General features: G+C 35.0%; 13 protein-coding genes and 1 pseudogene. 4 read left to right on the forward strand and 10 right to left on the reverse strand.

Annotated features, from left to right (window positions below):
* Positions 1 to 305: 305 nt before the first annotated feature.
* The 5 genes and pseudogenes from ACQKMR_RS24945 to ACQKMR_RS24965 all read right to left on the reverse strand — a co-directional run bounded on the left by ACQKMR_RS24945 (position 306) and on the right by ACQKMR_RS24965 (position 3,785).
* Positions 306 to 957: pseudogene (locus ACQKMR_RS24945) on the reverse strand (Type 1 glutamine amidotransferase-like domain-containing protein).
* A 416-nt stretch (positions 958 to 1,373) separates the two neighbouring features.
* Entirely contained in the window at positions 1,374 to 1,742 is a 369-nt protein-coding gene (locus ACQKMR_RS24950) for a hypothetical protein (protein ID WP_427699694.1), read from the reverse strand.
* A gap of 92 nt (positions 1,743 to 1,834) precedes the next feature.
* Positions 1,835 to 2,335: a helix-turn-helix transcriptional regulator gene (locus ACQKMR_RS24955; protein ID WP_427699695.1), complete on the reverse strand. Its 501-nt coding sequence runs from the start codon at positions 2,333 to 2,335 to the stop codon at positions 1,835 to 1,837.
* Between the two features lie 205 nt (positions 2,336 to 2,540).
* The gene (locus ACQKMR_RS24960; protein WP_427699696.1) at positions 2,541 to 3,065 is read right to left on the reverse strand and encodes a DUF2199 domain-containing protein; all 525 of its coding nucleotides are present in this window, start codon (positions 3,063 to 3,065) and stop codon (positions 2,541 to 2,543) included.
* Positions 3,066 to 3,374: 309 nt separating this feature from the next.
* Positions 3,375 to 3,785, reverse strand: coding sequence for a hypothetical protein (locus ACQKMR_RS24965; protein ID WP_427699697.1), 411 nt, complete (start codon positions 3,783 to 3,785; stop codon positions 3,375 to 3,377).
* Positions 3,786 to 4,330: 545 nt separating this feature from the next.
* Here ACQKMR_RS24965 and ACQKMR_RS24970 point away from each other — a divergent pair.
* The gene (locus tag ACQKMR_RS24970; RefSeq protein ID WP_427699698.1) at positions 4,331 to 4,459 is read left to right on the forward strand and encodes a hypothetical protein; all 129 of its coding nucleotides are present in this window, start codon (positions 4,331 to 4,333) and stop codon (positions 4,457 to 4,459) included.
* A 367-nt stretch (positions 4,460 to 4,826) separates the two neighbouring features.
* Here ACQKMR_RS24970 and ACQKMR_RS24975 read toward each other — a convergent pair whose 3' ends face one another.
* From ACQKMR_RS24975 to ACQKMR_RS24995, 5 genes are all read right to left on the reverse strand, one after another.
* Positions 4,827 to 6,350 carry a sodium:solute symporter family protein gene (locus ACQKMR_RS24975; RefSeq protein WP_427699699.1) on the reverse strand — a complete coding sequence of 508 codons (1,524 nt, stop codon included), beginning with the start codon at positions 6,348 to 6,350 and terminating at the stop codon, positions 4,827 to 4,829.
* Positions 6,347 to 6,547 carry a DUF3311 domain-containing protein gene (locus ACQKMR_RS24980; protein WP_427699700.1) on the reverse strand — a complete coding sequence of 67 codons (201 nt, stop codon included), beginning with the start codon at positions 6,545 to 6,547 and terminating at the stop codon, positions 6,347 to 6,349. Before ACQKMR_RS24980 ends, ACQKMR_RS24975 begins: the two co-directional genes overlap by 4 nt.
* Positions 6,548 to 6,559: 12 nt before the next feature.
* The gene (locus ACQKMR_RS24985; RefSeq protein ID WP_427699701.1) at positions 6,560 to 7,747 is read right to left on the reverse strand and encodes a M20 family metallopeptidase; all 1,188 of its coding nucleotides are present in this window, start codon (positions 7,745 to 7,747) and stop codon (positions 6,560 to 6,562) included.
* A gap of 238 nt (positions 7,748 to 7,985) precedes the next feature.
* Positions 7,986 to 9,284, reverse strand: coding sequence for a hypothetical protein (locus ACQKMR_RS24990; RefSeq protein ID WP_427699702.1), 1,299 nt, complete (start codon positions 9,282 to 9,284; stop codon positions 7,986 to 7,988).
* A 456-nt stretch (positions 9,285 to 9,740) separates the two neighbouring features.
* Positions 9,741 to 10,148 (reverse strand): DUF3888 domain-containing protein, encoded by a 408-nt coding sequence (locus tag ACQKMR_RS24995; protein ID WP_427699703.1) that lies wholly within the window; start codon positions 10,146 to 10,148, stop codon positions 9,741 to 9,743.
* Positions 10,149 to 10,799: 651 nt separating this feature from the next.
* On the opposite strand from ACQKMR_RS24995, the gene ACQKMR_RS25000 reads away from it, so the two are divergent.
* The 3 genes from ACQKMR_RS25000 to ACQKMR_RS25010 all read left to right on the forward strand — a co-directional run bounded on the left by ACQKMR_RS25000 (position 10,800) and on the right by ACQKMR_RS25010 (position 14,440).
* Positions 10,800 to 11,987 (forward strand): DUF2515 domain-containing protein, encoded by a 1,188-nt coding sequence (locus ACQKMR_RS25000; RefSeq protein WP_427699704.1) that lies wholly within the window; start codon positions 10,800 to 10,802, stop codon positions 11,985 to 11,987.
* Positions 11,899 to 12,360 carry a CBO0543 family protein gene (locus ACQKMR_RS25005; RefSeq protein WP_427699705.1) on the forward strand — a complete coding sequence of 154 codons (462 nt, stop codon included), beginning with the start codon at positions 11,899 to 11,901 and terminating at the stop codon, positions 12,358 to 12,360. Before ACQKMR_RS25000 ends, ACQKMR_RS25005 begins: the two co-directional genes overlap by 89 nt.
* A 289-nt stretch (positions 12,361 to 12,649) precedes the next feature.
* Positions 12,650 to 14,440, forward strand: coding sequence for an alpha/beta fold hydrolase (locus tag ACQKMR_RS25010; RefSeq protein WP_427699706.1), 1,791 nt, complete (start codon positions 12,650 to 12,652; stop codon positions 14,438 to 14,440).
* Positions 14,441 to 14,816: the final 376 nt, after the last annotated feature.

Below are 14,816 nucleotides of genomic sequence, written 5' to 3' on the forward strand. Positions count from 1 at the left end.
TTAAGGTACTTTAAGAAGGTAATCTCAGTCATGGGCACCATTTGGATATAAATAATAGATGTTTTAACCACTCGATCGAGTGGTTTTTTATTTTATTTCAAATCTAGATCTATTACCTTTGATCAAATTGATCCTAATTGTTGCTTTAAAATAAAGTTTGATCAAATTGATACTAATAACCTTGATAAATGATCAAAGAAAAGAGCGTGTTTTGGAAAAAAGATTGATCAAAAGACACTCTAAATATTAACAGTTGACTCATTTTTTTATAAAAAATTCAGTTAAGCCATAGCCATTCACCACAACTAGAGCGTCTCAACCAATTTCTGAATCTTTGAGTGGGAAATTAAATATACATTGCCTAAAATGTCGATTTTGTCTCCCTTTACACGTACAGCGCAATCTTTGTTCGACGCATAAATATTCATTTCTTCCGATAATGGAGACAGTTCGTCTTGAACCAACGCAATGTTATTTTCAAGATCAAAATGAGACAGGACGGAAAAATTGTCAAGTCCGATTCCGTCGTAAACAGAGCTTATTTCAACTTTATAGCGAAAGTTTTTCGAGCATAACCATTTAGCGGACATGTTGATTGCACCAGCGCTTGCCCCCATCACAACGGCTCTGCTTTTTTTTATCAAATCCGACAATTCATATTCCATCAAAAACCCATTTTGTTTAAGAGTATTTCCACCCAACAAGAAAATGACTGAAGCATTTTGAATTAAGGTTTGGGCATCTTCCTTCTGTACGCGATAATTAATTAAATGATATTCATCAAACATAATGCCTGCCTGGTCAAGCCAAGAGCGTTCAGTAGCACCATCATCTTCATAAAAAAATGGATTCGAGCTAATCATAACAAGCGATTTTCTATCAGTTATATCCTCCTGTAACACCCTGCCCAGATTCTCTGGAAAAAAATTGCCAACCTAAATAATAGTGAGTTTTCATAAGTACCCCCGTAACAAAGTGTAAATAACATTAATTTCCTGCGTTATCATTCTGTTTTCTTGTCACCAACACAATACTCTCAATAAATTCCGTTTGCGGTGCCAAATGTAATAGATTGTGACACAATTTTATCAAATTTTCCCAAACGGTATAACTTTATTTTAAACGATACATCTTTTTTACAAACGGTACGACTTTATTTCAAATCTACATTATTCAACTAACCTGCCCCGATAGTTCCATAAGAAAAGCTGTCTTAAAGACAGCTCCGATCTTCAGCTAACGCACCCGTTAGTTTAAGTGTATTAAATCACAAACTTAGCTGGTTTTGTTTAATAAGAAGGCTATGTTAATGAATATTGTTGATATTTATTAAAGAAATGAGTAATTCAAAGAAGTTACTCTTCTCAATCAAATTAATATTTAACTTTATTTTTGTGTCTATTAGCTAACTTCATAGAGAAGAACTGAGGAATCAAATTCAAAAAACTAACCAAGATTAATAATTGATATGGAGTTAGTGGCTTAAAATAGCCACCCCATCGTTCGTTCCCTGTCATCTCGCTGATGAAATAAAATGAAATTATTACAGATAATATATTACCAATAATAAGAAAGATTGAATTACTAACGAGTTTGCCGAAGAAAGCAAGAAGTGAAGTTACTACAATCATAATTAAATAGCCAAGCATTGAACGGTTAGCAAAATCTTGGTGCATTGAAAAATAAACAAAAGGAAAACAGTATAAACAGACTATTAGAATACCAATTACTATTTTTCTCATATTGTCACCTCTATTTGTATATTTATAAATAGAACAAATATATAGGTTACGTGGAAAACTTGGACAGCCGAAGACTATTATAGGTTGAGGTCTTATTCTTCATATATCCCCATCTGTATACCTTTGTCTATCTCGATAGTCCCCACCCCCTGTAATTCATTTAAACGACTTAAACTCTCTTCTTTATTAAAAGAACTATGCCAACGATAATCATATTGATCCAATATACGGTAATGGTTACTAATCAAATTTTGTTGCAAACGAAAATCCCCTCTATACTCGATTTCTTTCCACCATATCTTACCACCCATTGTTTTTTCTTTAGGCGTACCACCATTTTTGTTAGCAATTAACTGAACAAAATCAACTGGATTGTCACCAATTGATGATATCAACAATTGGCTATGATTAAACAAAGCACAAAATGCAACAACGGTGGTCCAATTGGCTTCTGTTCTTCTTTTTTCAATTTGAACTAGTGTTTTTTTTGAAATCCCTAGAATTTCAGACATCTTATCTTGAGAAAAACTTTGTTCTGTTCGGACAAGTTTCATTTTTTCTGATATTAAATTGATGAATTCTTCTTTTTCCATATTTACTAAATACTCCTTTTTAGTGTAATTTTACACTAAAAGTATTATTTTTCAACAAAAAATACCCTTTTTAAATAAAAAGCAACTTTAAAACACAAAGAAAAAAGCAAGAAATAACCTTACTCTAAATAAGTTTGAAATGGGAATATTTCTTAATTAAAGCTTGTTGAACTAATCTGCCCCGTTAGTTCATTAAGCAGAGTTATTATTTTTCTTCTACATTACACAAATCTTCTGCTATCTGCTTTATTCTTTTAAATCCAATTCCTTCTCTTTGCTCTAAGGATAATGGATGTTCTGTTGGTTCTAATTCTATAGAAGGACGTAAACCTATTGGACGAGTGTGAACCATTGTTTTTAAGTTTAGTGTTTCAGGATAACAAGGAATAGAAGTTTGCAGCCAACCAAACATTGGTTTCAAATCCTTTTCTCTGCCTTCAGCTTCCCAATACTCCATTATTTTATCAAAATTCGTTTCACTTAATGAAACCCAAACATCCCAAATAAAAGGATCTTCCCCATCCATTACTGGAAGTTCAATACATCCACGAATAAAGAAATATTCATCATCAATAATACACACATCTTCATTCATCTCTATTCGTTTTTCTTGTTCTTCGAATGGTACTTCCTCATAGTAATCAGGAACAGGACTTCCATAACTCAAGGGAAGTTCATCGTGATAATTCCCACAACATTTACATTGATAACCAACTTTATAATTGCTCATTTTACATCCCCCATATATAAAACAATAGCCTTATCTTATCTCAATATTAACCCAAAAAGACAATACTGAGGTTGATAATATAGCCTGACATGTTAGTCAAATAACATAAAATTCTAATTCAACTAACCTGCCCCGTTAGTTTAAGTACATTTCTTCACAATCTTTATAGTGATATTAGCATAAATATCCAATAAAAAAATCATCTTACCTCTAAGAAACCTATAGAGGAGAGATGATTTTAATCAAACTTTATTACAAATTATCAATCTTTATTATAAATAATCAAACTTTATTGCAAAGCTACATAAATCAGCTTTGTTTATATTTTTTTAAAAGCAATATATTAAATACATAGAAACATACAGCATTTACTAAAGATGCACTAATAATCATTACTATCCATATGAAAATATCTGATAAACCTACCTTTAATGTAATGTTGATCCGAACTACAATGGTTAACAAACCAACAATTACTCCACCAAGAAAAAAATAGAGCAGATTTACAAAAAATAAACCTTTTGATTTTTTCTGCATTTTAGGAAGAAATCTCTTTAAATAAAAGAACTGAGCAATATCTAATAGGAACACCAGTAAAACCAGCCAAAGAAAACCGATTGGTGGTGGCTTATCTGCACCAGCAAGAAATATTATGTTCCATAAAAAGAAAAATGTTGCCAAGTTAATTATTATGACTTTCTTAATTATTTTTTCATTCATATCAACGATTAACCTCTATTCTAAATAGCTACTATACTTGATATACGAATTATAGAGAAACAACTTAGGAATTACAAATTAGCTTCTTTTAGTATTCTGCCCGTTAGTTTAAGTACATTTCTTCACAAGATAAACATCAATTTTAACATAAATGTCCAAAAAAAATCACCGCAAAGAATAACTAAAGAGGTGATTTATATCAAACTTTATTACAAATTATCAATCTTTATTATAAACGATCAATCTTTTTTACAAAGCTACATAAGCCTACTTGTATTATAAACTGTATTGAACGGATCCTGCCCCGATAGTTGCATAAGTTTTAACCTATCAATTCCATATCACAGAAAATAATATCAATTTCGTCACTCTGTTCAAATTCATCATCATAAATGATATACCTATATCCTAGAGGGTAATTTTCGGTTTTTATCTTTAAAACAATGGTTAGAATATCACCTGATATGGCTGTTCTTTTCAAGAAAAAACATAAGTTCACCAAAAAGGGACAAACTGTATTTGAAATAAGAAAGGAGATGTGAGATATGACAAAAAAATTTAATAAAGGCAGCCGTAATCAAAATTCACCGCAATTACACGGACAAGTTCCTATTAGCGGGGACAACAGTAAAGGAAATAAAAGAAATAAAGATCAGAGCTCTAAAACAGAGTAAATTAAATGAAACAAACCAGTCTTAATTCAGACCGGTTTGTTTCATTTGTTTGATAATCTTCTTACTTATTTCAGCAGTAAGGAATTACCTTTTGTTCTTATAGATTATCAATGTACCCCTTCATCAAGAATTTGAAACGTTGTTATTCAAAAAGGGGGCTTCGTTGAATAACCAAGCACTGAACCACTTTTGCATTTTTGCCAAAAAAAGGTACATTTCTTTGTCTGCTACATTATGAGCGTTATCAGCACTCAATGTATCTAGAGGTCTACAAAAATGCCCTCCAGATCGTTTAACTGAAGGGCATTCGTTTTTCATAATCTTATCGGAAGTGAATTACTCTTGAAATAGTTATCTTCATGTTGAGTTAGCTATTTGATTCTTTTTGTACTAGAACCTTGTGCTCTACTGTTGTTGTCTCCAAAACATCATTATCTTTATGAGTATTAGTAATGTTTTTTGTCATCACACTGACAACCACTAAAACTACGATATTAACAAATAGAGCGATAATTCCTACATTCAAGTCTTTAATTGCTTGAGGAAGATAAGGAAATAGATGACCAATTTTTATGTTCCCTAGTTCCATAATTGAGACTAACACGCCTCCTGTTATAATCCCGGCAAATGCTCCATATTTGGTTACAAAATTCTTTCTCATCAAGCTTGCAAAAAAGGCAGGAGCAAGTTGTGTGATAAAATTATAGGCGATTAAAGCGAGACTAAAGAGGGAATTTCCACCTTTAAAGGTCAAGTAAATCCCTACGAGAGAAATAAGGGGAACCAAGTATTTTACCAGTTTTGCAATCTGATTTTCCGTTGCCGATGGAGTGAATACGTTATATACATTTTTTGCAAGCAATGTTGATATTGACATCAACAGCATAGAACTTGGTACTAAAGCGGCTAACACGCCAGTGCCACCAATTAAGCCCACAAACCATGGATCAAAATCCTGTTTAGAAAGCTGCAGCAAGATAAGATCCGCTTCGCTGCCTTTTATTCCAGGCATCTGTAAGATAGCTGCAAATCCGACAAAAAAGGCAAACAACAAAATCAATTGGTACATTGGCATTAGGATTGCATTTTTTCTTAAAGCTTTTTCGCTAGAGGCAGCATAAATAGGAGAAAACCCGTGCGGCCACATATAAAATCCAATAGAGCTTAATATAACGGTCGATATATACCACGAAACACTCATTCCTTGATCCGGAAGTATAGTATAGTTCGGCTTTACCTGTTCAATGGCCTCATACATAGGTTGAAGACCGCCATAATAATGAAGAGGGAAATAAACTCCTAAAAATACGACAATGCCAAGAATCAGAATATCCTTCAAAATAGCTGTCCTGGCAGAACCGTGAATTCCGGAAACCATTACAAAAATGGTTACACCAATTGCTCCAACCCAAATGGCAGCTGTAGAAGAAATGGCCCCATAGGATGTTGCAGAAACGATATATCCTAACCCCTTCAATTGCAGGACTAAGTAGCAAGTACAAGCTATAACACCTATTACAGCAACAAGCACACCAAGATAAGGACTTTGATATTTTTTTACAAAAAAATCTGATTGGGAAACTAATTGGTGTTTCTTTGCATACCTCCAGATAGCAGGAAATGTCCAGTAGGAGATGACTGTAGCCAGACAGCCGTATGATACGATACTAAAGATGGAACCTCCCTCTCCATAAGCTGAACCACTTGCACCTAAAAAGGTAAAGGTAGTATACATTTCACCTGCGGACAAGAGGAAAATCAAAAGGGCTCCCATTCCGCGTCCCCCAACTGACCATTGTTCTAAGTTCATTTCTTTCCCTTTTTTAGCCTGGATACCAATCAAAACAGAAATGACGAAAAAGAACAGGATGAATAACACGGCAATATTCATCTTGAATCTCCCTTCTGATTAGCAGGATCTAGTATATAAATAATCCCCATAATACCTGTGGTTAAAAAAGAACAGAATACAATCCAAAAGTGAAAAAATGGCATTCCAAGAACATAGGGAGTCACTTTATTTGTAAACAAAGCGCCTACAATAAAGCCAAGAAACGGGATAATTCCAAGCCAATATATTTTTTTCATACTCTTAACCCCCTAGTATGTTAGATTTAACATTTTAAAAGTCCCATGAACAAATAACTTCACCCCATATTGTAAAGCCTGTTCATCAAAAGTAAATTTGGGATGATGGTGAGGATATATAATCCCTTTTTCTTCATTACGAGCTCCTATTCCAATATAAGATCCCGGAACTACTTTTTGAAAAGCAGAGAAGTCTTCACTTCCCATAATTGGCTTTGAAATCTCTCGACTTTCTTCACCAAATACTTCACAAACCGTTTCGTCCATCAATCGGGTAACTTCTTCATCATTAATGGTCGGAGCATAACCGAACTGATAATCGAATTCATAAGTAGCTCCATGAGCTTCAGTTGTTCCTTTTACAATGCGTTCGATAAAGGTTGGAATATTTTCCCTCAGTTCCGGATTAAAGCTTCGAACGGATCCTCCAATGCTTACACTACTTGGAATAACATTAATCGCACTTCCCGCATGGAACTGAGTCACTGAAATCACAAGAGCTTCCTGAGCATCATGATACCTCGAAACAATGTGCTGAAGATTTGATACAACCTGAGTTCCAATTGCTATCGGATCAACTGTAAGTTCAGGCTGTGAGGCGTGCCCACCCTTTCCCACCACGGTAATTTTAAAAGTATCAGCTCCAGCCATAATCGGGCCGTAACCCAAACCAATTTTTCCTAAAGGTAGAGTCGACAAGAGATGGGTGCCAATGACCATATCAACTCCTTCAAGCACACCGGCTTTCACCATCTCTTGGGCTCCACCGGGCGGCAGTTCCTCAGCATGTTGAAATAAAAAGCGAACCTCCCCTTTAATTTGATCCTTTAACTGGGTAAGAATCTTTGCCGTGCCAAGCAGCATCGCCGTATGCCCGTCATGTCCGCAAGCATGCATCACGCCTGAATTCTGTGATACAAAGTCAAAATCATTCTCTTCTTCAATTGGAAGCGCATCCATATCTGCCCGCAGTGCAATAACCTTCCCAGGCTGCTGGCCAATTAAACGAGCCATTATACTCGTTTTTGTCGGACGTGAAATTTCCAAATCACCAAAAGTTTGTAGCGTTTCATAAACAAATTGTGCTGTTTTTTCTTCCTGAAAAGATAGCTCCGGATACTTATGTAAATATCTTCGCCACCCAATCACTTCATCTTTAACAGCCTCGATTAAATCATGAATCATTATCGTTTGAGACATCCACTACAACCCCTTTTTCATTCATTTTACATAACAATATCTATTTTCGGATAGTTTAAGGAAGAAATTCCTTAAATAGAGTATAATATTTCATTGGCTTTATTTCAATATTTTTCGAAAATTCCAAACTGTTTTTTTCTAATTATTAAATCTAATGATGGAATTTCCCCTTTTAATGCTTTAACCCGATAATTTAAGATACAAAAAAATAAGCACCCAAATTATGGGTGCTTATTTTTTATAACAATTGATATATCTTACTCGGCCTTCCACGGGTCGCGTTTGCCTCTTCACCAACGCATTGTGCCAAATCAACTTCGCACATATCCGTAACAATTCGCCGTACATTGCGCTCTGTCATCTCAAGATGTGTCGCTAAGTCCTTTGTAGTAAAATCACTCCAGCCCATTCTTTGAACGAGAGCCGATATCTTCTTATACGTTTTAACACTGATATTCCCCTTTTTTAACTTTTCTATAAGGATTTTATTGTGGGTACGGGTATCATATTGTAGTTCTTTCTTTTTTCCTGGTGATTCGATAATTTTACCATCATCTTGAATAATAACAATTTCACGCTTCTTCATATCCTTTGAATGTTGAATAGCACGAAAAGCATTGATTTCCGCCGAATAGGCAGTGTCTCCAAAGCCAATCCCAACAGCAACTGTTGTATCTGCTTCAAAAGCCAATTTTTGAATAGTATCTTCGAGCGTAATAATTTCTCGTTCAATTGCGCCGCGAGAACTAAAAATCATGTATCTTCCATTCCCTTTCTCTGAAAAGGAACCATTTATTTTTTCACCAAGTTGAATTAACATTTCTTTTAGGCGGAGCTCCAAGTACTGTAAATGATAAGGAGTTTTCATTTCCTCTGCCACTCTGTTAAAATATTCAACTTCAATGATTTCAACTCCGATTTGTGTGTGTTTAAAGTAGGAAGTCTTTACTTTTTCAGAAAGAATCCGAAGCGTTTGTCGCACTTCCATCTTACTCATCGACATCCGATAGGCTGGAATCCCGTATTCCCTTAAAGCTTCACACACGGAAGGAAAACAAGAGAAAGCGCCTTCTGTTCTTCCCTTATTCCATAAATCCAAGTGGAAATTTACCAATTCATCCGTATCAACCTCTGACTTAAATACTTTCGTATAAATCTTTTGGGTTTTTATATTCAACTGTGACAAAGCTTCTTCGCTAATATTGTTTGAGGCCATAGTATCAATACTTAGATGCTCAATAATTTTCCCTTGTTCGTAGATCATCTCTAAAAAAGATTTATAAAAACCTGATTCCGTAGCAGGAACATGGACCATTATTTTATCTGTATCTAGTGTTTTTTTCGCAATTTCATAGGGAAGTGGACCAGAAAAAAGCCATGCATGTACGTGAGAATTATGTTCTTTTACAATTTCCTCTACCTCTTCGGTTTTTACATAGGGAAAAGAGATGATTTCCAACTCATGTTTATATTCTTCAGCCAAGTCTACTATCTGTTCTATAGAGGTTTTTAGACCGACTAGTCCGATTTTATACATCCTGTATTCGACTTCCTTTATCATCTGTAATATATTCATTGTTCTATAGAATATCCTAATTTAACATAATTCACATTATCGTAAGTTCTAATTCTTTTGTTGGTTTTTCATAGGTTCATTCATTTTATCTAACTTTTATTTATTTGTATTAAAAAGTTCTGTTTATTAGTTTGGTTTGTTACTCTTGATCGTCTAAATAAACCAAGAGAAATGAAACATAACAGTAGGAAAAAGAAAAGAATGATAGAAATGATAATCATAACTATAAAATCCCCCATAACCAAACCAACTTTTCCCTTTTGTACCATTTTACCATGCGACATGAAGGAAAAATACGTTATATACGTTATTCATGTGAGGTTTACAGAACTTCTTTGTTTATACATCGTTGATAAATCAACGTTTACGCCTCTCATGCACACCTAATGTAGTTAAATAGAAAAAAGCGGCCCTTCGTTATTGAAGTATCGTATAAGAGGGAAACACCAAAAACACTCGAACTTCTGTTACAGCTACCCCTTCTAACTTTACATCAAAAGTTAGAGTGACAGGACCCTCTGGTGGATTATGAGGACCTGTATAGGTATCATATTTAACTTTTACTGTAAAATCATATTGAGAAAATCCTCCAGATTTCCGATTAACTTCTAATATTTCTGCATTCCATAATCCATAACTTCGATTTGGATATTTATTGTTAATAGCTTTTCTCGCATAAGGGTCTAATAAAACTAATAATGCATCATAAAAATCAGTATGCTTTTCTTCACCACTGACTCTCCTAGTTTCTGCACTCCCTTGATATGATAACGTTAAACCCAAAACTAACACAGTCACAATAAAAGCAATTAAAATACGTTTCATATTTTTGGCCAACTCCTTATCTTATAAGATAGCCTACCCACTTCATAAAAAAATCTGTGTTAATTTTCTACTAACATGCCCCGTTAGAGCATAGAAATAAGGTGCCACAGCAACACCCTTTTCACAAATCACCCAATTTCTGTACCCTAATAAGCACTGTTAAGCACTTTCCCCTTGGTTCTAACGGAAAAAGTAATTACCCGCTATAGAAACCACCTTCATACTCTGTATACCAGGTTAGCTACACCATAAGCATTAATTTCCACATACTCTCTAACATATTGATCAGCAAATCCGAGAACTTCTTTCACGCATCAGCCAGCTGTCCTGAGTTAAGACAGCAAATAATAAAAGTAACTTTTCATTCAATTTTTCTTCTTGGAATACTTTAAATACTCATGATTTTCATAGTACAGATAACATTTAAATGTGCGCGCTACTTCTTGTACGAAAAAACGATCATCATTTGTTCCTCATGTTCGTAATAAACTGATGGTAGCTGCACTGTTAAAATACCTCGAAAAATCCTTACTAGTAGTTTATAAGATTGATTTCTCATAAATAGATTGAAAAATTTGATCATCTGATGGTTATTACGATAACCTGTTTGGCCTTAAAAGAATAACATTCATGTTAACGGGAGGCAGAAGGATGCAGCACAACGATCAGAAAAGGAAATGGAACGGCTTTTCCAAGACGATTCCGAATTCTCTTTTAGATGTAAAAGATGAATTAAAGAAAAAAGGTAAAAAACAGACTTCTGTTAAAACGTGGGAGTTAACGGGAGAAGAGACAATGTTAATACATGAAATTAAAGAACGAACAAGACAACATAACAATAATAATGTGACGCGAACCCATGCCTATTTTCAGTTTTACCTCCGTTACCCAGAAATACACTGGGCACTTCTTGGACATATGGTATCGCGAAATGGCGGTTGGAATATGACGGATTTAAAAGGGGATTTATATACAAGTCTATTGTCGGAAAAAGATCAACTTATCTTCTTTTCTTTTTTGGAACGCGGGAACTGGTTAATCTTCCAAGATGTGTACCCACAATTTTTGTTGTATGAACAAAGTGTCAAAAGATCAAAAAGACTGTTTCACCTTCTTCCTTTTTTCAATGTATCAACGTTTATGGAAACGTTGTGGAACCACTTTTGGAGAACAGGCGATCAGTATATGTTAGCCATTGCCACTGTTATAAATGAACAAAGCTATTTAGAAAAAAGTGTCATTCAAAATGCTCATTTTAAAAAGACCGTACTAAATAGTATTGGATTCAAACTTTATGATTTTTTTCGCTTTAATCACATTCTATTTCCATTCTATAAGGATGAGACCAAACAAGAAACATTACTAGTCGGGAATACAATGAAGCATTTCACCTCCCTTCATGAGCGAATATTGCTGGGCAAGCGATTATACTCACAGCTGTTTAGCCGTGAGAACATCTTATCAGGAGTAGTAGATTGGGCTCATGATCATCCACATACCGGTTCGCGAAAAGATTACTGGCCGCATTTGTTTAATGATGTCAACGAAACATTCTCCCGTGCATTTTATAAACGTCGAACAAAAAAATGCCAATTAAGAAAAGGTGCGGATCGTTTATACAGTCCGCGATTAATATACACATGGAAAGATATTAATCATGAAGAGGAGGAAAGCAAAGACTGGTTTGAGGACTGGAGAATAATGGACTACTTAATCGATAAGGAAGAAAATACAGATGGGGAGGTTTATGATGAGTACTGCAAAACACTTGAAAAAATTGAGCTTGCCATTATGGCAAAAAAAAACGTCCTACTCCGAGAAGAATCAGAAGACGAGTAACCTTCGGGCTTTTGTTTCCACCATAGTTCTCTCTTGTTTCATCGGGACTTATTTAGACTTACTGTTTGTCGGTAAACAAATGTATGCCTTTCCAGCAAGACCATTCCCAGATATATTTACAATCAATGTCGCTTTTACATTATTGATATTGCCAATCTTTACTACTCTCTTTTTATGGATCGCAAAAACGTTGACTGCATTATCAAGAATCCTGTTTATCGTTTTGATTGGACTTTGTATAGGTGTTTCCGAACCGTTTGCTGAGAAGTTAGGATTGTTTACTCATAGTGAAGCATGGCATCATTCTTATTCCCTTTTCGGATACATGATCTTCATGCTCCTTATTTGGAAATTTTATCAGTGGTTTCAATAACAACCGACTGTGTTATAGGAATCTAAAAACAACCTTGCTAAATACAAAAAAGACTAATTGCATTATATTTCTAAGCGGAACTTCCAAGCTAATTTGGTAACCTTTTAAAAACATTCCAGAAAATCTTGTTCCCAACTATTTTCTGCACTCGTTGCCAAGATATAAAGTACATGATATATAATGCATCTAAATATAATGGTTGTGGGACGTAATTAGATCCTTTTGAGCTTTTTATTATTTGGGCTATCTCAATTCCTTTCTTTTTTAGCACATTTTAAGGAGTGAATGTATGAAAGAAATTGGCATCAAATCATATTTGTCTGTTGGAACTGTCAGTAACCCTGTTTATGATCCTAATAATAATAAGTTAATCTTTATTGCTGATTATTCTGGTTTACCGCAGGTTTGGGCAAAGGATTTCGATATAAGAGAACCTACCCGAATTTTTTTTACTAATGAACGAATTACTTTTGTTAAATACTTAAAGAGTTCATCACAACGCGGCCTAATCATCGGCATGGATGTCGGCGGTAATGAGAAGCAACAACTGTTTTTCCTCAAGAGTGATGGTGTACTGGTTCCGCTTACCAACTCACCTGAACATAAACATAAATATGGGGGTCACTCACCTGATGGAAAATGGATAGCATGGTCAAGCAACCGTCGAAATCCTGCCTTTTTCGATATCTATATTCAAAATGTCGAAACATTAGAAATACAAAGGGTTTTGTCAAAGGATGGTCTCTATGCCTCCATCATGTGGTCTCCTGATTGTAAATCGTTATTGATTCGGAAAACAAATTCCCAGTTGGATAACGATTTAGGTTTACTGAATCTATGCACAGGAGAAATGAACTGGTTAACAGATCATCAGGGTGAAGCAAGCTATAAAAACCCTCATTTCAGCAAGGATGGAGATCATCTCTATTTATTAACAAATCAAGATAGGGAATTTTTTGGGCTCGCAATCATTGATCTTTCAACAAAAAATATCACTTGGTTGGAGGTGGGACAGTGGGACTTTGAAGGCCTCGCTATGAGTAAAGATCAATCAAAGTTAGCTTTTTCAATTAATGAAGGAGGTATTTCAAGAGGCATTCTTTTAGATCTAAAATCGAGTGCCCTTTATACATGGAAGACACCAATGGGGATGTTAACTAGCCTAACATTTTCACCCGACAATCAAAAATTAGCCTATGTTTTCAATGGGCCTACCTATCCGTCTGATATATGGCAGGTTGATCTAAGAAAAATGAAGACAGAACGGCTTACTCAATCTCTTCAGTCAAAGCTTTTGGAAAATAAATTAATTGAACCTATTCTTATTTCATTTAAATCTTTTGACAATCTCCAAGTACCGGCATTTTATTTCAAGCCAAATACCCAAACAGAAAAAACTCCTGTTATTCTATATGTTCATGGGGGTCCTGAAAGCCAAATTCGTGCTGTTTTCAATCCAGTTCTGCAGTATTTTCTAAGCCTTGGATATGCAGTAATTACTCCCAACGTTCGCGGGAGTACAGGATATGGAAAAACATATACTCATCTTGATGATGTCCGTAAACGAATGGACTCCGTTAGAGATCTTGTTTCTTTAGTAGATTGGTTAAAGAAAGAAGGAAGCACTGATCCTAAAAGAGTTGCCATTATGGGAGGGAGCTATGGAGGATTTATGGTTCTTGCAGCCATTTCCCATTACCCGGAATTATGGTCTGCAGCGATTGATCTCGTTGGGATTTCAAGTTTCAGAACTTTTCTTAAAAAAACCAGTCCTTGGCGACGCAAACTTCGCGAAGTTGAATATGGAACTATCGAAAAGGACGGAAACTTTTATGATCTGATTGATCCATTGACTCTATCTGACCGGATTACCAGTCCGCTGATGGTACTTCACGGGTGTAATGACCCACGTGTCCCAATTGAAGAATCTGAACAAATTGTAAATAAATTAATGGCACGAAATCATCCTGTAAAGTTTATCCACTTTGAAAATGAAGGCCATTCCATCGTAAAACTAAATAATAAAATTACTGCCTATACGGCAATAGCACATTTCCTCAATCAACATATTGGAAAATAGATCCAAATGTATCTTTTATATTTAACTCTATTTTCTTCTAATTATTAGGCATTTTTGTTATAATAGTTCATTTTATACGGCTTAAATTTGTATAACTTGCTGGGTTAGTTGCAGCATTTTTTTAATGCTCGTAAAAACAGCATCAGGTAACCCGCCTATCCAATCCCATACAAAGTTTACTTTAAACCCCGTTTGTTGCATAAGAAACTCCTATGGCGGCGCTCCTCGCCGCCACCATCTACTACGAAAACGTAAACTCAAAATAGAGTCTAACCCATTAGCCCATTGACAATAATGGATGATAACAATACAACCAGGCTGAACCTTTTTTGGTGGATCTTAAGTAAGATACCCTGTATAAGAAACTGGTTGTGAC

The sequence above is a fragment of the Peribacillus sp. NPDC096540 genome, assembly GCF_050278525.1.
Classification (GTDB): Bacteria; Bacillota; Bacilli; order Bacillales; family DSM-1321; genus Peribacillus.

What these genes read in the sequence shown, in the direction of transcription:
- ACQKMR_RS24950 (WP_427699694.1), bottom strand. Translation starts at nt 1,742, where the DNA reads ATGAGAAAAATAGTAATTGGTATTCTAATAGTCTGTTTATACTGTTTT.
- ACQKMR_RS24955 (WP_427699695.1), bottom strand. Translation starts at nt 2,335, where the DNA reads ATGGAAAAAGAAGAATTCATCAATTTAATATCAGAAAAAATGAAACTT.
- ACQKMR_RS24960 (WP_427699696.1), bottom strand. Translation starts at nt 3,065, where the DNA reads ATGAGCAATTATAAAGTTGGTTATCAATGTAAATGTTGTGGGAATTAT.
- ACQKMR_RS24965 (WP_427699697.1), bottom strand. Translation starts at nt 3,785, where the DNA reads ATGAATGAAAAAATAATTAAGAAAGTCATAATAATTAACTTGGCAACA.
- ACQKMR_RS24970 (WP_427699698.1), top strand. Translation starts at nt 4,331, where the DNA reads ATGACAAAAAAATTTAATAAAGGCAGCCGTAATCAAAATTCACCGCAA.
- ACQKMR_RS24975 (WP_427699699.1), bottom strand. Translation starts at nt 6,350, where the DNA reads ATGAATATTGCCGTGTTATTCATCCTGTTCTTTTTCGTCATTTCTGTT.
- ACQKMR_RS24980 (WP_427699700.1), bottom strand. Translation starts at nt 6,547, where the DNA reads ATGAAAAAAATATATTGGCTTGGAATTATCCCGTTTCTTGGCTTTATT.
- ACQKMR_RS24985 (WP_427699701.1), bottom strand. Translation starts at nt 7,747, where the DNA reads ATGTCTCAAACGATAATGATTCATGATTTAATCGAGGCTGTTAAAGAT.
- ACQKMR_RS24990 (WP_427699702.1), bottom strand. Translation starts at nt 9,284, where the DNA reads ATGTATAAAATCGGACTAGTCGGTCTAAAAACCTCTATAGAACAGATA.
- ACQKMR_RS24995 (WP_427699703.1), bottom strand. Translation starts at nt 10,148, where the DNA reads ATGAAACGTATTTTAATTGCTTTTATTGTGACTGTGTTAGTTTTGGGT.
- ACQKMR_RS25000 (WP_427699704.1), top strand. Translation starts at nt 10,800, where the DNA reads ATGCAGCACAACGATCAGAAAAGGAAATGGAACGGCTTTTCCAAGACG.
- ACQKMR_RS25005 (WP_427699705.1), top strand. Translation starts at nt 11,899, where the DNA reads ATGAGTACTGCAAAACACTTGAAAAAATTGAGCTTGCCATTATGGCAA.
- ACQKMR_RS25010 (WP_427699706.1), top strand. Translation starts at nt 12,650, where the DNA reads ATGAAAGAAATTGGCATCAAATCATATTTGTCTGTTGGAACTGTCAGT.